Below are 18,727 nucleotides of genomic sequence, written 5' to 3' on the forward strand. Positions count from 1 at the left end.
ATAGCTTGTTAAGATGAACGACGAATTTTACATGGATCTTGCTCTGAGCGAGGCTTGGAAATTTCAGATCCTGACCTATCCAAATCCAGCCGTTGGATGTCTTATTCTTGATGAAAATGGACAAATTTTATCTTGCAAGGCTCATGAAAAGGCTGGATTTTTACACGCTGAACCAACAGCGATACTTTTTGCGCTTTGCAAAAAAAGTGAAAAATTTAAAGATGATTTCATAAAGGCATATAACGCCAAATTTGATTCTAATATAAAAGAGGGCGAATTTGGCCTTTTAGAGCCAAAATTTACTTACGAATTTCTACTAAATAATCACGCAAATTTACTAAAAAACGCAAAAGCCTACGTCACGCTTGAGCCTTGCTTGCACCATGGCAAAACACCTCCTTGTGCAAATTTGCTAAAAGAGCTTGGTTTTGCCGAGGTAATAATAGGTGCTCATGATGAAAACAAAATAGCAAGTGGTGGCGCAAATTTACTGCAAAGTGCTGGCGTGGGAGTTAAATTTGGCATTTTAAAAGAGCGCTGTGATAAGCTGCTTGAGTCATTTTTAGCCTATCAAAATGGTGGATTTAGTTTTTTAAAAATAGCTCTTAGTAAAAATGGCGTGGCAAGTGGTGGCATCATCACAAATGAGCTTAGCCGCAAGCATGTCCATAAACTTAGAAGCGTCATAGATACGCTAGTGATCGGTGGCAATACAGTGCGAACAGACCGGCCAAAGCTTGACAGCAGGTTAGTGGGCAGCGGTAAAAACCCAGATGTTATAATCTACTCAAGAAGTGATAAATTTGATGAAACGATACCGCTTTTTAGTGTGCCAGGTAGAAAAGTCGGCATTCAAAAAGAACTTAATTTAACAGGGCTTACTATGTTTGAAGGAGCTGATGAGTTTTTAAAGCTTGCAAAAGATGGCAAGCTAGCAAACGTAAAGTGGCTACTTATCTATCAAAGCTCAAATTTTAAGGATGGTAAAAATTTAAGCCTTGACCTAAATTTAAAGCCACTATTTAGTGGGAATTTTGGAGACGATAGCTACACTTGGTATGAAATTTTGGATTAAATATCTAGGCCAAAATAGTGCTTGACTAAAAAGCCAATGCCAAATGAAATGATCGCAACACCAAAAGTTATCACACACATTTCAATCACTCTTGGCAAAAATTTAAGCTCTTTTGCCACGCTTATGTAAAAGTTGTAAGTGATAATGGCAACAAAGGCAAAGAAGAACATCGACAAGACAGCGTAAACACCACTTGAAAAGATGAAAAATGGAAGTATCAAAAACGCCGTTGTTATGATGTACGAACCACCTGTGTAGAGCGAATAGGTAAGCGGTTTGATCTCGTCACTTGGATTTTCTTTTGACTCGAGATAGGCTGACCCTGCCATAGAAAGAGCAGCTGCAATGCCCATGATAAGGCCCGTTGCACCAACTGATTTTGTATTTGAAAAAGCTAGAGCGATGCCACTTAGCGTGCCAGTTAGCTCAACTAATGCGTCATTCATACCAAGAACGATACCACCGGCATTGACTAGTTTCGTGTCTTTTAGCATAGAGATTAAATTATTTTCATGATTTACTTCTTCATTATAAATATCTCTAGCTTCAGGATACTCATCAACAACACCAAGATAAAATTGCTCTGCGTCTTCTTCACGTGACTCCATAAATTTTAAAGTAAAAGATGTACCAAAAATTTTAACAAGTATCGTATAGAAGATGACTTTGAATAAATTTGCAGTTCTGCTCTCACCTGTTATCTTTTGGCAAAAAGCATAATGTCGTTTTTCCTCAGTGATTAATTTACGAAGTATTTTTTTATTTTCTTCATTTTTTTCACTAGCTTCAAGTAACGTATAGATAGCGGTATCATCTGCTTCATTTTGTAGCTGTTTTAAAGCACGCTTTTTATCTAGCATAAATTCCCCTTTTTAAATTTTGTAAGATTTTGGATTTTGAAGTATAAGATTAGATGGTGCGATCAGCGAGACTCGAACTCGCACACCTAGCGGCACTACCCCCTCAAGATAGCGTGTCTACCAATTCCACCATGATCGCAAAAAGAGCAAAGCCCCAAAAAAGGGGCCAAATTTTAAGCTTTACGCTTAGCCAAGCATTGGGTTTGCGTAAAGAACGATAAGTGTAATAACAAGTGCGTAGATAACTTGTGCTTCGATCATCGCAAGAGCGATAAACATTGTAGTCATAAGTTTGCTACCAACACCTGGGTTTCTAGCTGTTCCACTAATTGTTGCAGCAGCTGTATTACCCATACCAATAGCGCCACCAAGAGCTGCAAGACCAAGGCCAATACCACCAGCGATAACTGAATATGATCTAATCATCTCGCCATCAGCGCCAAATGCAAATGCGGCAAGACCAAGAATTAAAAACACGATCTTTTTCATCGTTGCTCCTTTAAAATTTTAAAGCTCTTTCGGATCTGCCCCCTACTAAAACTTTATAAGCCGTAATATTACAAAAACAAAACTTTGTTTCAAATAAAAACACTAAAAATTTAAATTGCCCATAAAAAATTCTTGGCTTAGAAAAATAAAAGTTTTTTTATGTTATCTTTGAAAAAATTAATTTATTCTTAATCTCAGGTAATCAATGATAAATGAAAAATTTTCAAAAATAGGCTTTGTTCTTGCTATGGCAGGATCGGCTGTTGGACTTGGTAATGCATGGAAATTTCCAACAATGGTAGGAAACAATGGCGGTTCAGCGTTTATAATTTTATATTTGCTCCTTACATTTGCTATCGCATTTGTGGCGTTTTTGGCGGAGCTTAGTATAGGAAAGCTCGGTGAAAGTGACGTTGTAAGCTCCATTTATAAACTTGCTCCAAAACATAAAACAATATGGTCCCTTTCAGGCTTTTTTATGATAGGAGCGATACTTATTGCTTCATTTTATATGGTTGTCATTGGCTGGATATTAAAATACATTTATCTTAGTTTTTCGCCACTTTTGAGCAATCAAGAAGAGGCAGTCCAACAGTTTAATACGCTTTTATCGAATGATCTAAGTAGTGCTATTGTTTGCTTTAGCTTGGTCTTTTTGATGGTATTTTTTGCTGTTTCAAAGGGTGTGAAAAGTGGCATTGAGAAGCTAAATATTTGGATGATGCCGGGTCTTTTTATACTGCTTATTTGTATACTTTTTTATGCAATTAGCATGGGTGATGGCTTTGTTAAGGCGGCTAAATTTTTATTTGTGCCAAATTTTAGTGCGATCACGCCAGATGTTGTTTTGCAAGCTCTTGGACTTGCATTCTTCTCGCTATCTATGGGTGTCGGCGTCATACCGACATACGCTGCAAATTTACCAGAGCAGACAAATCTTATAAAATCAACGCTTTCTATAATATTTATAAATATTTTAATAGGCATTATGATGGGACTTGTGGTCTTTACATTTATATTTGCTTATGGAGCTGATAGCACGGCAAGTGGCCCAGGGCTTATTTTTATCTCACTTGTTACGCTCTTTGCAAAACTTGGGATAGTTGGCAATGTCATGGCCATCGCATTTTTTGTTTCGCTTTTATTTGCTGGTATTACAAGTGCTGTTTCGATGATTGAACCATTTGCTTATTATTTGGTTAGAAAATTTGAAATTTCACGTAAAATGGCTCTTGTTTATATTGGAATTTTTGTCTATATTTTAGGCCTTTTTTGTATTTTTTCATATTATGCGCAGACGGCTAATATCTTTAGTATTTTTGGCAAGCCAGTCTTTGATGCACTTGATTTTCTTACTTCAAATATAATGATGCCAATAGGTGCCATAATTTTTAGTTTCTTTGTTGGCTATAAACTTAAAAAAGAGAGCTTATATCTACTCTTTGGTGAATTTATGGGAAAAGCATTTTTTGAAATTTGGTACTTCACTCTAAGATATATAGTGCCAATTGCAATTTGTGCCATCATGATCTACCAGATAGCAGGTAAATGATGGATAGATTTAGTAAAGTTGGTTTTGTTCTTTCTATCATTGGAGCGGCTATTGGCCTTGGTAATGCATGGAAATTTCCATATATGGTCGGTAGTAATGGCGGTTCAGCATTTATTCTTATATATCTATTTTTTGCTTTTGTTGTTGGACTTAGTATATTTTTTGCTGAGATGGCAATGGGTAAAATTTCACGCCTTGATACGGTTGGGGCATTTAAAAGTCTAGCTACAAAGGGGGCAAATTCTTGGAAATTTGCTGGTGTTGTGATGGTGACAGGGTTATTCATCGCATCTTTTTATACGCTCATCATTGGTTGGGTTTTAAAATACGTTATCTTAAGTCTTGGTGAGCTTCCAAAAGATATGGCAAGCTCAGAAGTGCTTTTTGTAAATTTTACTTCAAAGGGCATAGAGGAGCAAATTTTATATTTTAGCATCGCTTTTTTTGCATACTTTTTTATACTTACAAAAGGTATAAAAAGTGGAATAGAACGTATAAATGTATATCTTATTCCGGCACTTTTTATTTTGCTTTTGCTTATGCTTGGCTACTCTTTTGGCATGAATGGATTTGATGAGGCGGCTAAATTTCTACTTGTGCCTGATTTTTCAAAGATAGATCAAGGCGCTATCTTAAATGCTCTTGGGTTAGCTTTTTTTACGATGTGTATTGGCATTGGCTGCATTTTAACTTACTCATCAAGCCTAGGCAATGATACAAATTTATTTATTTCATCGCTTTATGTAGTCTTTGCAAATATAATTATTAGCGTAATTATAGGGCTGATAGTTTTTACATTCACCTATGAATTTGGCTCAGAGCCATCAAAGGGTGCAGGGTTAGCATTTATCTCGCTTCCAACGCTTTTTGCAAAGCTTGGTTTGCTTGGAAATTTCTTAGCTTTTGCATTTTTTACATCTTTATTTTTTGCTGGTATAACATCGGTTATTTCACTAGTTGAACCATTTATATTTTTCTTAAATAAAAGCTTGGGATTTAGTAGAAATAGATCAATTATCATTGTCGGTGCCGTAGTTTATCTTTTGGGAATTTTATGTGCGTTAAGCGGCATTGGCGATTTTAAGGAGTCACTTACATTTTTTGGTAAGAGTTTTTTTGATTTGCTTGATTATCTTAGCTCAAACATTATGCTCCCACTTGGTGGCATTATATTTGCCATTTTTGTTGGATACTTTATGAAATTTGAGCTTTTAAAAGAGCTATTCTTGCCTTATATGGGTGAGATTGTTTTTAAAATTTGGTATTTTTTAATAAGGTTTGTGGCACCAGTTTTAGTTTTTGTGGTGCTAGTAAGGGAGATTGCATAATGGCAAAAGAACAGTTTTCTAAAATAGGTTATGTTTTAGCAGTCGCTGGATCGGCTGTGGGACTTGGAAATGCATGGAAATTTCCATATATGGTCGGTGAAAATGGCGGATCAGCATTTGTTATTTTATATCTTTTGATAACGTTTTTAGTTGGCGTACCTATCTTTATGGCGGAGCTTAGTATTGGCAAGCTTAGCGAAAGCGACAGTGTAAATGCTTTTAGAAAACTCGCTCCAAAAAATAAAAATTTATGGCAGATAGTAGGAATTTTAGCTATGGTGACAGCAGCCATCATCTCATCATACTACATCGTGATTATCGGCTGGGTCTTTAAGTACTTCACGCTCTCATTTAGCGGTCTTCCAAGCGACATAGATAGCTCAAAGGCGATATTTAACGAGCTGCTTACACACGGTCTTGGCGAGCAGACACTTTATTTTGTTATAGCATTTGTAGCTTGCTTTTTTATCCTTTCAAAAGGAGTGAAAAGTGGCATTGAAAAGCTAAATGTTTGGATGATGCCAAGCCTATTTATCATGGTTTTAATCATGCTTATCTTTTCTATGACGATGAATGGCTTTACAAAATCGGCTGAGTTTTTACTTGTTCCTGACTTTAGCAAAATTTCATTTAACTCACTCTTGCTTGCTCTTGGGCTTGCTTTTTGGACACTATCTCTTGGTATGGCAGCGATCATTACATATTCAGCTAGCCTAAGCGATGATACAAATTTAGCTACTTCTACGCTAAGTATCGTCTTTATAAATATCGTCTTAGCCATCATGATGGGTCTTGTTATCTTTACATTTATATTTGAATTTGGTGCCGAGCCGTCTCAAGGACCAGGACTTGTCTTTATCTCGCTTCCAACGCTCTTTGCTAAGCTTGGTGTGATAGGTCAAATTTTAGCTGTGGCATTTTTTGCAGCACTTATCTTTGCTGGCATTACTTCAGCCATCTCTATCGTAGAGCCGTTTGTATTTTTCTTGATCAGAGAGTATGGCATTAGTAGGATAAAAGCTCTTAGTATAGTTGGAACCGGTGTTTTTATATTGGGATTTTTGTGTCTTTTATCAAATATAGAAAATGTTGGCGACAAATTTATGCTCTTTGGTAAAAATTTCTTTGATTTTCTTGACTTTACCGCTTCAAATGTTCTGCTTCCAATTAGTGGTATAGGTGGAGCGATATTTGTTGGATATTTTATGAAAAGAGAGGCACTTTATGTGCTATTTAGTCCATATATGAGTGACTTTGTATTTAGTGCATGGTATTTTTTATTAAGATATGTAGCGCCAGTTTGCGTCTTTATCATCATGATAAATAAATTGTTTTTTTAAGGGTTGTTTATGCAAAAAGTTGAGAAATTTTTTGATAAGGTCGGTGATATAGTCGGCTATATTTGCATGTTTATTATGGCTTTGATGATAATAGACGTCTTTTTTAACGTTGTGGCAAGATATTTTTTCTCTTATGGAAACGTTGCATTTCAGGAGCTTGAGTGGCATTTTTTTGCTGTGATATTTTTGCTTGGCATGAGCTATGCATTAAAAGAAGATGCACACGTTAGAGTTGATATCTTTTATGCTAAATTTTCACCAAAAAATAAAGCTCTTGTAAATATGATAGGAACTGTTATTTTTGTAATCCCATTTGCACTTTTGGTTTCAAATTTATCATTTGAATTTGTGAGTGATGCTTATACTTCAGCTGAAGCTAGTGCAGATCCAGGCGGTCTTACTCACAGATGGATCATAAAAGCACTTATTCCTTTTTCTTTTTATCTACTTGTATTTTTTGCGATCGGCTTTTTTATAAGAAATTTTAATCTTTACAAAAAAGCTAAAAAGGGGGAATAATGGCTGGCTTGATAATGTTTATAGCCGCACTTTTGATGCTAGGCATTGGCTTTCCGGTAGCCTTTACCTTTGGTGCGGTTTCGATGATATTTGGCATGATTGGTAGTATTGTTGAGAGCATTGGAGACGGAGACGGACTACTTGGAAGTATCGAAGTTTTCAAAGATATGTTTAACTTCATGCCTTATAGAATTTTTTCTATCATGGAGAGTAGAATTTTTATAGCAGTTCCACTTTTTGTCTTTATGGGCGTTGTGCTTCAAAAGTCAAAACTAGCTGAGAGGCTACTTGAGAGCATGGGTATGCTTTTTGGAGAAATTCGCGGAGGCATTGCTATTAGCACCATCTTGGTTGGAGCGCTTCTTGCGGCTTCAACTGGTGTTGTTGGTGCAAGTGTCGTTGCAATGGGCGTTATAAGCTTGCCTGTCATGCTAAAGTATAAATACGACCAAGCGCTAGGTTGTGGCACTATATGTGCCGCTGGTACGCTTGGGCAGATCATTCCACCTTCTATCGTGCTGATTATTTTGGGTGATATATTTTCAGTGCCAGTTGGTGAGCTTTTTCATCAAGCCATCATCCCAGGACTCACACTTGTAGCAGTTTATATCATTTATATTTTGATTGTTGCTTATTTGAAACCAGATACTGCACCGGTAGTAAAAGATGAGAGCGGTGTTAGTAAATTTAAGCAGATCATGAGAGCGCTAATCGCTATCTTTCCGCCGCTTTTGCTTGTTATTTGTGTATTGGGTTCTATATTTGCAGGTATCGCTACACCAACTGAAAGTTCAGCTTTTGGCTGCGTCGGAGCCATTATTTTAGCTATTTTTTATAGGACATTTTCATTTTCTATGATAAAAGAGGCATTGGCAGAAAGCGTAAAAACCACAGCACTTGTCTTTGCCATACTTGTTGGTGCGACAGCTTTTTCTATGGTATTTAGTTATACTGGTGGCGATGAGATTGTTGAAAAATTTATGACAAATTTACCAGGCGAGAAGTGGGGCTTTATTATTTTTAGTATGGTTGTCATCTTTGTGCTTGGCTTTTTTATCGACTTTGTTGAAATTTCATACATTGTGCTTCCTATCTTGGTGCCAATAGCCGCAAAGCTTGGCATAAATCCAATTTATCTAGCAATCTTAGTTGCTATGAATTTACAAACTTCATTTTTGACGCCGCCATTTGGATTTAGCTTATTTTTTCTAAGATCAGTCGCACCAGCTGAGATAAAAACGACTGCTATTTATAAAGGTGTTGTGCCTTATATTTTTATTCAGCTTGCTGTACTTGTATTTTTCTGCGTCTTTCTAATGGAATTAAAGCCAATGCTTGATGCGAGCCACGGCGGATTATTAAACTTCTTACTCTCACTTTTTAAATGATATAAAAGTTTTTGGTTGTAAAATACCAAAAAACAAGCAAAATGGCTAATTTGAGTTTCTAACCAATTTAGCCATTTTCTATGAATTCTTTAAATAAATTTATAAAATTAATGAGGTGGGTGATGGCGAAGAAATTTATCGATGTTATGGATACGACTTTTAGAGATGGCTTTCAGTCAGTTTATGGCGCTAGAGTGCTTATGAACGACTTTTTGCCCGCGCTTGAAGCAGCCAAAGAGGCTGGCATAGAGCATTTTGAATTTGGCGGAGGAGCGAGATTTCAAAGCCTTTATTTTTACCTAAATGAAGATGCTTTTGCAATGATGGATAAATTTAGAAGCATCGTAGGACCAAAAGCAAATCTTCAAACCCTAAGCAGGGGCGTAAATACCGTCACACTTGATACTGGCAGCCGTGAGCTAATCGACCTTCACGCAAAGCTTTTCAAAAAACATGGAACCACCACCATCAGAAATTTTGACGCACTAAATGACGTTGAAAATTTAAAATATTCAGGCGAGAGGATCGCTCATCACGGACTAAAACACGAAATCGTCGTTACTATGATGGATCTACCTAGTGGTTGTGTGGGAGCTCATGATGTTAAATTTTATGAGAAAATTTTAAGAGAAATTTTAGATGCAAACATCCCTTATCACAGCGTTTGCTTTAAAGATGCAAGTGGCACAAGCAGCCCACAAAAGGTCTATGAAACCATAAAAATGGCTAGAAAGCTACTACCAGAAAAAACTCATATCAGACTTCACACTCATGAAACCGCAGGCGTAAGTGTGGCTTGCTATCTTGCAGCGCTTGAGGCTGGTGTCGATGGCATAGATCTAGCCGCAAGCCCAGTAAGTGGCGGTACAAGCCAGCCAGATATCTTAACTATGCTTCACGCAGTTAAAGGCAAAAACTATGATCTTGGCGGACTTGACGTGGAGAAAATTTTAAAATACGAAAGCGTTTTGAATGACTGCTTAAAAGAGTACTTCTTACCACCTGAAGCCGTGCAAGTAAGTCCGCTCATACCATTTTCACCGATGCCAGGTGGTGCGCTCACTGCAAATACCCAGATGATGAGAGATAACAACATCTTAGATAAATTTCCAGAGGTTATCCTTGCGATGCGTGAAGTAGTGCAAAAGGGTGGATACGGTACTTCAGTGACCCCGGTTAGTCAGTTTTACTTCCAGCAAGCATTTAATAATGTGATGTTTGGCAAGTGGAAAAAGATCGCCGAGGGGTACGGCAAAATGGTACTTGGCTACTTTGGCAAGACTCCGGTCACACCTGATAAAGAGATCATCAAGCTTGCTAGCGAGCAACTAGGCTTAAAACCAACCACAAAACACGCTGTTGATATAGCTGATAAAGATGAGAGCAAGTCACTTGCGCATGTAAAAGAAATTCTAAAGCAAAACAATATAAAAACTACCGAAGAAAATATATTTATAGCAGCTGCTTGTAAAGAAAAGGGCATCGCATTTTTAAAAGGTGAAGCCAAAGTAAATGTAAGAAAGATCGATCCAAATGCTAAAGCAAACGAGGGCAGACAAACTCAAAGTGGCAGATATAGTGTCGTCGTAAATGGTAGCCGCTACAATGTCGAAGTAAGCGAGGGCTTTAACGATAGCATCCAAGTAAAATCAATCACTGAAGTTGAAGGTAAGAGCGTAAAAAATGCCAAAAGTGCAGCAGCAGGTGCAACTGAAAATGATATCGTTGCTAGCTTGCCAGGCGCTGTGCATAAAATTTTAGTAAGTCCTGGCGATCAAGTCAAAAAAGGGCAAGCTGTAGTCGTGCTTGAAGCAATGAAGATGGAGATAGAGGTCAAAGCCCCAAAAGATGGTGTGATAGGCTCTATTGAAGTTAGCAAAGGTCAAAGTGTCGCGAACAATCAAGTGGTGGCTAAATTTAAATAAATTTGCCCATTTTAAAAAGAGAGTGTTAAGCGAAATTTGATTAACATTTTGATGACTTTTAGGTCAGAATTTATAAAAAATGAAATTTTAAAAGGAAATAACATGATAAACAAACTAGACGAACTAGGTCTAAAAGAGATCAAAAAGATAAATCACAATCTAAGCTACGACGAGCTTTTTGAGCTTGAAAAGGCAAACAACGAAGGTAGGGTTTCAAGCAACGGCACATTTATGGTTGATACGGGAATTTTTACTGGAAGAAGCCCAAAAGATAAGTATTTCGTCAAGCAAGATCCAAGCCAAAAGTATATCGCCTGGGGTAAGATAAATCAGCCTATCACAAAAGAGCTTTTTGACAAGCTTCTTAAAAAAGCAAAAGAGCAGCTAAGCGGCAAGGAAATTTTCATCCAAGACGCATTTTGTGGAGCTAGCAAAAAGAGCCAAAAATCAGTCCGCTTTGTCACCGAAGTAGCGTGGCAAGCACACTTTGTGAAAAATATGTTCATCCGTCCAAGTGAAGCGGAGCTAGCTGAATTTGAGCCTGATTTTGTAGTATATAACGCTTGTAAAACAAAAAATGAGGACTACAAGGCTGATGGGCTACACTCAGATGTCTTTGTTATCTTTAACGTCGAAGAAAATGTTGCAGTAATAGGTGGTACATGGTACGGCGGCGAGATGAAAAAGGGCATTTTTTCTATGATGAACTACTGGTTGCCACTTGAGGGTAAGCTAAGCATGCACTGCTCTGCAAACGTAGGCGAGAAGGGCGATACAGCGCTATTTTTTGGCCTATCAGGTACTGGCAAAACCACACTTTCAACCGATCCAAAACGCAAGCTAATAGGCGATGATGAGCACGGCTGGGACGATGATGGCGTGTTTAACTTTGAGGGTGGCTGCTACGCAAAATGTATCAACCTTGATCCAAGCAGTGAGCCAGAAATTTACGCAGCGATCAGGCGTAATGCGCTACTTGAAAACGTTGTAGCTGACGAAAAGGGCGTAGTTGATTATAAGGATGGCTCAAAGACTGAAAATACACGTGTGAGCTATCCGATCTATCACATCGACAATTACGAGCCAAGCTCAAGCGCTGGCCATCCAAAAAATATCATCTTTTTAAGTGCTGACGCTTTTGGTGTACTTCCTCCAGTTGCGAAGCTTACAAAAGAGCAAGCGATGTATTATTTCTTAAGTGGCTACACAGCAAAAGTTGCTGGCACAGAGCGCGGTATAACTGAGCCTGTCGCTACTTTTAGCGCTTGCTTTGGCGAGCCATTTATGCCACTTCATCCAACCGTCTATGCAAAACTACTTGGCGAGAAGATCGATAAGCACGGCGTTAATGTCTATCTTGTAAATACAGGCTGGAGCGGTGGTGCTTACGGCGTTGGTAAACGTATGAGCATAAAAGCAACTCGTGCTTGCATAAATGCAATCCTTGATGGCAGCATCACAAAATGCGAATTTGAAAATTTTGATAAATTTAACTTTGCCATTCCGAAAGAGCTTGATGGTGTCGAGACAAAACTGCTAAATCCTATAAACACATGGACGCATCCGGCTGAGTATAACGCTTCACGTGATAAACTCGCTAAAATGTTTGTTGAAAATTTCAAGCGTTATGAAGATGTAAAAGAGGGCGTTGAGTACGCTAAAGCTGGACCAAAAGCTTAATTTATATGGCCTTGCAAAGAGCTTGCAAGGCTAGTCTTTTTAGTTGGTATTTTTGATATGACTAAATTTAAAGTATCTCTCTTCTAAATTCCAATCTCAAGTGTTACAGTTGTAAATTTATTCTAGTAAGTAACAAAATATTAGATATTGCCAAATATATGAGTTACTAATAAAATTTTCCTATTACAATTAGCCTCTAGTTTTTCTTTTTGTGCTTGAACCAAGTATTAAATATCATTTATTGTGCTACTGTTTTCTAAAAATTTTTATAGGTTTGAGAGGAGGAGATAGATCGGATAAATTTAGAATAAAAAGAGAAAAATAAGGGCAAAGTTGCCCTTATAGTTATAAAGTTATATTATGAGTGGAAGTGAAATTCTTCTGGATGATCTAGCGCATATCTAAATTTATCCATATCGACTTTTTTATCCCAGATAGAAACTATCATGCAGCCAACCGCATTACCGCAAAGGTTACCTACGGCACGCATCTCTGACATAAATTTATCAACGCCAAGTAGCACGGCCACGGTTACGACTGGTATGCCAGTACTTGGAAGTGCGCTTAGTGTGCCAGCAAGTACAACAAAGCCTGATCCTGTCACGCCAACAGCGCCTTTACTTGTAATCATTAGTACGATTAGTATACTTATTAGATGCTCAAAACTTAGTGGGATGTTAAATGCTTGAGCTAGGAAAATAACACTTAGACTTAGATAGATGTTGGTGCAGTCTAGGTTAAATGAGTAGCCAGTTGGAATGATAAGGCCAACAGCACCTCTATTTATACCAGCTGATTCTAGCTTTTGCATAAGTGGCGCAAGAGCTGTTTCGCTCGAGCTTGTTGCAAAGACTACCAATACCTCTTTTGAAATAAAACGCATAAATTTAAAGACATTGATTTTCGCAAAATAGCAGATAATGCCAAGCACCACAAAGATAAAAAAGCAACTTGCAAGTGCCATAACAACCAAAAGCTCCATCATGCCAAGAAGCGTTCCGATACCAAATTTGCCGATTAGATAAGCCATAGCCGAAAATGCAGCCACTGGACTAAAGAGCATAAGCCAGCTAAGAAGCTTTAAGACATAGTGCTGAATAAATTCAAGTGGCTTTAGGCAAGCTTGTTTTTTATCATGAGCTAGCAGCGAAAGCACGATGGCAACGATAATAGCCATGAAAAGTACTTGAAGTGTGTTTGATTTTATAAATGGATCAAGTATATGTACGTAAGGGAAAATATCATCTACTGGCACAGCTCCTCTTAAAAGATGAAGTGTATGTGCTACAAATCCGCTATTTGCGTCCATATTTGCAGCTTGAGATGTAAATTTAGCTACGCTTGAGGCATCAAGCTGAGTGTAGTCAAGATTCATGCCATGTCCCGGACGAAGTGTCTCGCCAAAGATGATACCAACAGCAAGCGCAAGTGTGCTAACTATCTCAAAATAGATAAATGCCTTTAATCCAATAGATCCAAGATCTTTTAAGCTTTCAAGCCCAACGATACCTGAAACGATCGTTAAAAAGATAATAGGGCCAATTAAAATTTTAAGTGCTTTTATAAAATAGTCGATTCCTGGCTTGCTTGCTATACCAAGCTCAGGTGCGACCATGCCAACGATAACGCCACCAACAATACCGATCACAACCCAAAAGGCAAGATTGGTAAATAATCTTACAGCAAGATTTCCTTGCTTTTTAGCATTATTCATAAATTTTCCCCTTTATAGGCTTTCTCTGATCTTAGCAGAGATGATCTTATCGCCTTGTCTTATAGCGTCAAGCACCTTTAGGCTCTCATCATCAACGCATTTTCCAAAGACTGTATGCACGCCGTCAAGATGAGGCTGTTTGCTATGACAGATGAAAAACTGTGATCCGCCAGTATCACGCCCCGCGTGAGCCATGCTTAGGCTACCGCGCTCGTGTTTTACCTTTTGGTTGTCGCATTCGCATTTTATTCTCCAGCCAGGACCGCCTGTACCTGTTCCATTTGGGCAGCCACCTTGGATGACAAAATTTGGTATAACTCTGTGAAAATTTAGGCCATTATAAAAGCCCGATTTTATCAAATGTACAAAATTTGCAACAGCTTGTGGAGCTTCTTCGGCAAAAAGTTCAAGTCTGATCTCGCCTTTGTCTGTCTCTAAAACTACAAATTTATCTTTTTTAAGCTCGTCTAAATTTATGTCATAAACTTTTAATTCATCAAAACGCATGTATTTCCCTTTTATTCGATATTTGTATAAACTGCTTGAACATCATCATCGTCTTCTAGCTTATCAAGAAGCCTTTCAACCTCAAGCATTTGCTCTTCGCTTAGATTCACGGTTTGATTTGGTAAGTATTGAAGTGAAGCTTTTTTAACTACTAAATTTAGCTTTTCGATACCTTCATGAAGTGTGCCAAAATTTGCATAATCGCCATAAACAAATAGCGTCTCATCGTCAGTCTCGATATCGCTTAGGCCATAATCTATCAGCTCAAGTTCGATCTCTTCAATGTCTGCGCTTGGTTTTTCAAGCTCAAAAACGCTCTTTCTTGTAAACATAAAGCTAAGGCTGCCACTTGGCAAAATTTCTCCGCCATTTTTGCTAAATATCGCTTTAACATTGGCAACCGTTCTAGTTTGGTTGTCAGTCGCACACTCAACGATGATTTGCACGCCGTGAGCTGCTTTGCCGTCATAAAAAATAGTCTTGATATCGGCGCTATCTTTACCATTTGCTCTTTTTATAGCTGCATCGATGTTATCTTTTGGCATATTTTCAGCTTTTGCCGCTGCGATAGCTGCACGAAGTTTTGGATTCATATCTGGATCACAACCACCATCTTTTGCGGCTACTGTTATAGCTTTTGCAAGTTTTGGAAATACCTTGCTCATCTTATCCCATCTAGCTTCTTTTGCGGCTCTTCGGTACTCAAATGCTCGTCCCATAAATATCCTTAAATAAATTTTTTACGGATTATAACTAAAAAAATTTTATACTTTTTTAAAACATTTTTAGTTTGCATATTGCGGGTTATTAATTTGTAAATCGCAGATTGATATTTGGTAAAAATTTAAGCTAGAGTTTTATAATGACGCACATGATACAAAATGCTCAAAAACAAGATGCAAAAAGCTGCATAAAGCTACTAAATCTAGCAATGGAGGATATCGCCTACAAGCTAAGTGGTTACGATGATCCTATTAAAAGTAATGAAATTTTAGAAATTTTTTTCAAAAGTGAGACAAATAGACTTAGCTATAAAAATGTCTTTGTTTATAAATATAATGAGGAAATTATCGCTGCGATGTGTGTATATTTTGGTGGCGACGTAGCGCAGCTTGATAGAGAAATTTCGCAGCATCTAAAGGCTCTTGGTAAAGACGCTCAAGTAGAAAAAGAGTGTTTTGATGATGAGTTTTATATAGATAGTATCGCTGTTGATGAAAATTTTAGAGGCCAAGGGCTTGCAAAAGAGCTCATAAGGCATTCATTTGTCAAGGCAAAAGAGCTAGGGCATAAAAAGGTTTCATTAATAGTAGATACAAATAAGCCAAAAGTTCGTAAATTTTACGAGAGTTTGGGCTTTAAATTTAATGTCAAGAAAATTATAAATTTACATGAATACGACCATATGATAAAGGAGATAATATGAAAACATTTGAAGCAAACAATATCCACTGCCAAAACTGCGCAAACACTATAAAAAACGCACTTGAAGATGACTTTGGCGAGATAAAAGTCGATCTTAGCAAAGAGCCAAGACAAGTAAGCGTCGATATAAAAGATGGCGATGTAGAGAAATTTAAATCAGAAATGGCTGATCTTGGATTTGACATTATAAAGGAGCTTTGATATGCCTTTAAAAGTCAAACTAAATATAGCTGGAATGAGCTGCGTAAATTGCTCAAACGCTATCGAGAAAGTTTCTAAAAAGATAGATGGGGTGCTTGAAGCAAATGTAAATTTTGCAAATGCAAGCGGCGAATTTGTCCTAAAAGACGCTAGCGTGCGTGAAGTTTTAGAGCAAAAGATAAAGAAGCTTGGCTACTTTGTGGCGACAAATATTGATGAATTTGAAGCCAAAAGAGACGAGCATATAACTGCGATCAGAAATAAATTTATATTTGCATTTCTAGCGAGCATGGTCATCATGGCGCTTGAGATGTTTGTAAGGCCTAGCGTGGTTGTAAATTTAGCCATTTTAGCGCTTGGCTTTTTGGTGCTAGCTTTTAGTGGCAAAGACTTCTTTGCTCACGCCATAGAGGCTGTTAAAAACAAAAACTACGATATGAACGTGCTTGTAGCTCTTGGAAGCGGCAGTGCATTTTTATACTCGCTTTTTGTTGTGATCTTTTCAGATTTCATCCCAGATGATCTAAAAAATGTCTATGTCTCGGGCGCAGCGATGATAATAGCCTTTGTTTTGCTAGGTAAGTATCTTGAAGAGCGCTCAAAGGCAAAGGCAGGGGATTATCTAAAGAGACTACTTAAAATTTCGCCAAAGACCGCCTTTTTGGTCATGCCAGATGGACATAGTAAAGAGGTAAATGTAAATGAGCTAAAAGTAGGCGACATCGTCATCGTAAAAAATGGCTACAACATCCCAAGTGATGGCGTGATAGTTCAAGGTGGCGCTGAGATAGATGCTTCTATGCTTACAGGAGAGAGCTTGCCAGTCTATAAAGAGGTGGGAGATGGCGTATTTGCCGGCACTCTAAACACAAATGGCTACATAAGCGTCAAGGTGACAAAGAGCTCTTACGAGAGCTTGCTATCTCAAATTTTAAACCTACTAAGCGACGCTAGCTCTAAAAAGATGCCTATCGGACGGCTGGCTGACAAGATAGCAAACATCTTTGTGCCAAGTGTCGTGGCGATCTCAGTTCTTACATTTGTAATATGGATAATTTTTAGTGGAAATTTCGCCTATGCGATCTCTAGCGCGATCTGCGTTTTAATAATCTCATGTCCATGCGCTCTTGGACTTGCTACGCCAATAGCAATAGTAAGCTCGCTTGCACGTGGTGCAAAAGCTGGAATTTTAGTAAAAAATCCAGAAGTTTTAGAGCTAATAAAAGATGCTAAATTCGTAGCATTTGATAAAACTGGCACACTTAGTAAAGGGCAAATCAGCGTCAAAAGCTCAAATTTAAGTGAGCAAGATTTAGCTCTTATCGCTTCTGCTGAAAATTTAAGTGAGCATCTCATCTCAAAAGCTATCGTTAGATATGCAAAGCAAAAATGTATAGATTTACAAAAGCTAAATGGAAAATTTCAAAATGTTGTCGGGCAAGGCATCATCTATGAAGATGAGAATAATCATATAATAATTGGAAACGAAAAGCTGCTTTTGGCAAATGAAGTTAGTTTAAATTTAGATGAAAGTAACGCTATAAAAGAGACTACAAATGATGGAAGTGGCGTCATACTTTGTGCTATAAATAAAAAATTTGTCGGTTTTTTAACGCTTAGTGATGAGCTAAAAGACGAGGCAAGTGATGTTATAAATGAGCTTACAAGTCTAAATTTACAAAGTGTGATCCTTTCAGGCGATGATGAGAAGGTGGTTGCAAGTATTGCCAAGAAGCTAAATGTGAGTAAATATCACGCAAATATGTTGCCTGAAGATAAATTTAATGAGATAAAAGAGCTTGCAAGCCACGGTGGCGTTATCTTTGTTGGAGATGGCGTAAATGATTCACCATCGCTTAAAGAGGCAAGTGTTGGCATCGCTATGAACTCAGGCTCAGATATAGCAAAAGGTGCTGGAGATATCGTGCTTGTTAAAAATGATTTGCGTGGCGTGACTGGGCTAGTTAGACTGGCAAATGCTACTATGGCAAACATAAAAGAAAATTTATTTTGGGCGTTTATGTATAACGCGATTTGTATCCCAGTAGCTGCTGGCGTACTTTACCCGGTCTTTGGGCTACTTTTAAGCCCAGTTTATGGCTCAATGGCAATGTGTCTTAGCTCTGTTACTGTTGTTTTAAACGCACTTAGACTTAGATATCTACGACTTAAGGATTAAAATTTGAAACTTGGAAAACTTTATAGCGTTGTAGCGGCTGCGCTTGCTACAAATTTTAGTGGCATTTTAGACGTTTCATCTTTTATACGTATCAAAAAGACAAATGCGTGGATAACGCAGACAAATAACGAAGCAAATAAAAAAGGCAATGAGCTTTATGCTAAATTTATCAAAGATGAAAGTAGTGCTGCTTTATGTGACGATTTTGTCATTTTAAAGTCAAAATTTGAGGCAAGTTACTATTTTTCGTCTGCAAAAGATGATCTAGCTCAATTTTATAAGGCTATAAATTTTCAGCCAAAAATGGGCGAGATTGATAGCATCTCAAATCAGCTAATTTTAATAGCAAATATTTTAAAAAGCAAAGCATCTAAGGAGTCTATGAGACTTCTTGCAGCTTTTAGTGTCTCATTTTTCTTGCCTTATGCTAAACAGCTTTCAAGAGACATCCAAAAAGACGCAACTAGCAATTTTTATAAATCAATGGGATATTTTTTAGAGGATTTTTGCCTAGTTTTAGAAACTATTATTGGCAAGGCTTAGTT

The 18,727-nt window shown here is 37.7% G+C and carries 17 protein-coding genes and 1 tRNA gene; 12 read left to right on the forward strand and 6 right to left on the reverse strand.

Going from position 1 to position 18,727, the window contains the following annotated elements; translation table 11 throughout:
- Positions 1–13: 13 nt before the first annotated feature.
- Positions 14–1,075: a bifunctional diaminohydroxyphosphoribosylaminopyrimidine deaminase/5-amino-6-(5-phosphoribosylamino)uracil reductase RibD gene (gene ribD, locus MTT30_RS00860; RefSeq protein WP_429800665.1), complete on the forward strand. Its 1,062-nt coding sequence runs from the start codon at positions 14–16 to the stop codon at positions 1,073–1,075.
- Here the strand turns inward: ribD and MTT30_RS00865 are convergent.
- From MTT30_RS00865 to MTT30_RS00875, 3 genes are all read right to left on the reverse strand, one after another.
- Positions 1,072–1,935, reverse strand: coding sequence for a VIT1/CCC1 transporter family protein (locus MTT30_RS00865; RefSeq protein ID WP_429800666.1), 864 nt, complete (start codon positions 1,933–1,935; stop codon positions 1,072–1,074). The two genes, ribD and MTT30_RS00865, sit on opposite strands and share 4 nt — an antisense overlap.
- 54 nt (positions 1,936–1,989) lie before the next feature.
- Positions 1,990–2,074, reverse strand: a tRNA-Leu gene (locus MTT30_RS00870).
- Between the two features lie 47 nt (positions 2,075–2,121).
- Positions 2,122–2,424 (reverse strand): F0F1 ATP synthase subunit C, encoded by a 303-nt coding sequence (locus MTT30_RS00875; RefSeq protein ID WP_004317263.1) that lies wholly within the window; start codon positions 2,422–2,424, stop codon positions 2,122–2,124.
- A gap of 205 nt (positions 2,425–2,629) precedes the next feature.
- On the opposite strand from MTT30_RS00875, the gene MTT30_RS00880 reads away from it, so the two are divergent.
- The 7 genes from MTT30_RS00880 to pckA all read left to right on the forward strand — a co-directional run bounded on the left by MTT30_RS00880 (position 2,630) and on the right by pckA (position 12,156).
- Entirely contained in the window at positions 2,630–3,976 is a 1,347-nt protein-coding gene (locus tag MTT30_RS00880) for a sodium-dependent transporter (RefSeq protein WP_429800667.1), read from the forward strand.
- Complete coding sequence (locus MTT30_RS00885; RefSeq protein ID WP_429800668.1) at positions 3,973–5,304, forward strand: sodium-dependent transporter; 1,332 nt, start codon at positions 3,973–3,975, stop codon at positions 5,302–5,304. The genes MTT30_RS00880 and MTT30_RS00885 overlap by 4 nt, the downstream gene beginning before the upstream one ends.
- The gene (locus MTT30_RS00890; RefSeq protein WP_429800669.1) at positions 5,304–6,644 is read left to right on the forward strand and encodes a sodium-dependent transporter; all 1,341 of its coding nucleotides are present in this window, start codon (positions 5,304–5,306) and stop codon (positions 6,642–6,644) included. Before MTT30_RS00885 ends, MTT30_RS00890 begins: the two co-directional genes overlap by 1 nt.
- Positions 6,645–6,653: 9 nt before the next feature.
- Positions 6,654–7,163, forward strand: coding sequence for a TRAP transporter small permease subunit (locus MTT30_RS00895; protein ID WP_021090735.1), 510 nt, complete (start codon positions 6,654–6,656; stop codon positions 7,161–7,163).
- Positions 7,163–8,551, forward strand: coding sequence for a TRAP transporter large permease (locus MTT30_RS00900; RefSeq protein WP_054196248.1), 1,389 nt, complete (start codon positions 7,163–7,165; stop codon positions 8,549–8,551). Before MTT30_RS00895 ends, MTT30_RS00900 begins: the two co-directional genes overlap by 1 nt.
- Before the next feature lie 122 nt (positions 8,552–8,673).
- Positions 8,674–10,476, forward strand: coding sequence for a biotin/lipoyl-containing protein (locus MTT30_RS00905; RefSeq protein WP_103592986.1), 1,803 nt, complete (start codon positions 8,674–8,676; stop codon positions 10,474–10,476).
- Positions 10,477–10,581: 105 nt separating this feature from the next.
- Complete coding sequence (gene pckA / locus MTT30_RS00910; protein WP_429801795.1) at positions 10,582–12,156, forward strand: phosphoenolpyruvate carboxykinase (ATP); 1,575 nt, start codon at positions 10,582–10,584, stop codon at positions 12,154–12,156.
- A gap of 358 nt (positions 12,157–12,514) precedes the next feature.
- On the opposite strand, the gene MTT30_RS00915 is transcribed toward pckA, so the two are convergent.
- The 3 genes from MTT30_RS00915 to MTT30_RS00925 are packed head-to-tail and all read right to left on the reverse strand — an operon-like array spanning position 12,515 to position 15,096.
- A complete protein-coding gene (locus MTT30_RS00915) occupies positions 12,515–13,870 on the reverse strand; it encodes a cation:dicarboxylate symporter family transporter (protein ID WP_103604243.1) in 1,356 nt (451 codons plus the stop codon).
- 12 nt (positions 13,871–13,882) lie between these two features.
- Positions 13,883–14,377 carry a peptidylprolyl isomerase gene (locus tag MTT30_RS00920; RefSeq protein ID WP_429800670.1) on the reverse strand — a complete coding sequence of 165 codons (495 nt, stop codon included), beginning with the start codon at positions 14,375–14,377 and terminating at the stop codon, positions 13,883–13,885.
- 11 nt (positions 14,378–14,388) lie between these two features.
- Positions 14,389–15,096: a YebC/PmpR family DNA-binding transcriptional regulator gene (locus MTT30_RS00925; protein ID WP_429800671.1), complete on the reverse strand. Its 708-nt coding sequence runs from the start codon at positions 15,094–15,096 to the stop codon at positions 14,389–14,391.
- 152 nt (positions 15,097–15,248) lie between these two features.
- Here MTT30_RS00925 and MTT30_RS00930 point away from each other — a divergent pair, with 152 nt between their 5' ends.
- Genes MTT30_RS00930 through MTT30_RS00945 form a run of 4 tightly spaced genes read left to right on the forward strand, consistent with a single transcriptional unit; the run spans position 15,249 to position 18,725 of the window.
- Positions 15,249–15,803, forward strand: a complete 555-nt coding sequence (locus tag MTT30_RS00930; RefSeq protein WP_429800672.1) for a GNAT family N-acetyltransferase — start codon at positions 15,249–15,251, stop codon at positions 15,801–15,803.
- Positions 15,800–16,003, forward strand: coding sequence for a heavy-metal-associated domain-containing protein (locus tag MTT30_RS00935; protein ID WP_429800673.1), 204 nt, complete (start codon positions 15,800–15,802; stop codon positions 16,001–16,003). The genes MTT30_RS00930 and MTT30_RS00935 overlap by 4 nt, the downstream gene beginning before the upstream one ends.
- A 1-nt stretch (position 16,004) precedes the next feature.
- Positions 16,005–18,182: a heavy metal translocating P-type ATPase gene (locus tag MTT30_RS00940; RefSeq protein WP_429800674.1), complete on the forward strand. Its 2,178-nt coding sequence runs from the start codon at positions 16,005–16,007 to the stop codon at positions 18,180–18,182.
- 3 nt (positions 18,183–18,185) lie between these two features.
- Positions 18,186–18,725 carry a hypothetical protein gene (locus MTT30_RS00945; protein ID WP_429800675.1) on the forward strand — a complete coding sequence of 180 codons (540 nt, stop codon included), beginning with the start codon at positions 18,186–18,188 and terminating at the stop codon, positions 18,723–18,725.
- Positions 18,726–18,727 lie beyond the last annotated feature (2 nt).

Origin of the sequence: Campylobacter concisus (assembly GCF_050447445.1) — a bacterium.
In the GTDB taxonomy this organism is placed as follows: domain Bacteria; phylum Campylobacterota; class Campylobacteria; order Campylobacterales; family Campylobacteraceae; genus Campylobacter_A; species Campylobacter_A concisus_BI.

Excerpts from the sequence above, each read along its gene's own strand:
- MTT30_RS00900 (WP_054196248.1), top strand. The coding sequence starts at position 7,163 with ATGGCTGGCTTGATAATGTTTATAGCCGCACTTTTGATGCTAGGCATT.
- MTT30_RS00935 (WP_429800673.1), top strand. The coding sequence starts at position 15,800 with ATGAAAACATTTGAAGCAAACAATATCCACTGCCAAAACTGCGCAAAC.
- MTT30_RS00915 (WP_103604243.1), bottom strand. The coding sequence starts at position 13,870 with ATGAATAATGCTAAAAAGCAAGGAAATCTTGCTGTAAGATTATTTACC.
- ribD (WP_429800665.1), top strand. The coding sequence starts at position 14 with ATGAACGACGAATTTTACATGGATCTTGCTCTGAGCGAGGCTTGGAAA.
- MTT30_RS00865 (WP_429800666.1), bottom strand. The coding sequence starts at position 1,935 with ATGCTAGATAAAAAGCGTGCTTTAAAACAGCTACAAAATGAAGCAGAT.
- MTT30_RS00885 (WP_429800668.1), top strand. The coding sequence starts at position 3,973 with ATGATGGATAGATTTAGTAAAGTTGGTTTTGTTCTTTCTATCATTGGA.
- MTT30_RS00880 (WP_429800667.1), top strand. The coding sequence starts at position 2,630 with ATGATAAATGAAAAATTTTCAAAAATAGGCTTTGTTCTTGCTATGGCA.
- MTT30_RS00875 (WP_004317263.1), bottom strand. The coding sequence starts at position 2,424 with ATGAAAAAGATCGTGTTTTTAATTCTTGGTCTTGCCGCATTTGCATTT.
- MTT30_RS00925 (WP_429800671.1), bottom strand. The coding sequence starts at position 15,096 with ATGGGACGAGCATTTGAGTACCGAAGAGCCGCAAAAGAAGCTAGATGG.
- MTT30_RS00940 (WP_429800674.1), top strand. The coding sequence starts at position 16,005 with ATGCCTTTAAAAGTCAAACTAAATATAGCTGGAATGAGCTGCGTAAAT.
- MTT30_RS00930 (WP_429800672.1), top strand. The coding sequence starts at position 15,249 with ATGATACAAAATGCTCAAAAACAAGATGCAAAAAGCTGCATAAAGCTA.
- MTT30_RS00905 (WP_103592986.1), top strand. The coding sequence starts at position 8,674 with ATGGCGAAGAAATTTATCGATGTTATGGATACGACTTTTAGAGATGGC.
- MTT30_RS00920 (WP_429800670.1), bottom strand. The coding sequence starts at position 14,377 with ATGCGTTTTGATGAATTAAAAGTTTATGACATAAATTTAGACGAGCTT.
- MTT30_RS00890 (WP_429800669.1), top strand. The coding sequence starts at position 5,304 with ATGGCAAAAGAACAGTTTTCTAAAATAGGTTATGTTTTAGCAGTCGCT.
- MTT30_RS00895 (WP_021090735.1), top strand. The coding sequence starts at position 6,654 with ATGCAAAAAGTTGAGAAATTTTTTGATAAGGTCGGTGATATAGTCGGC.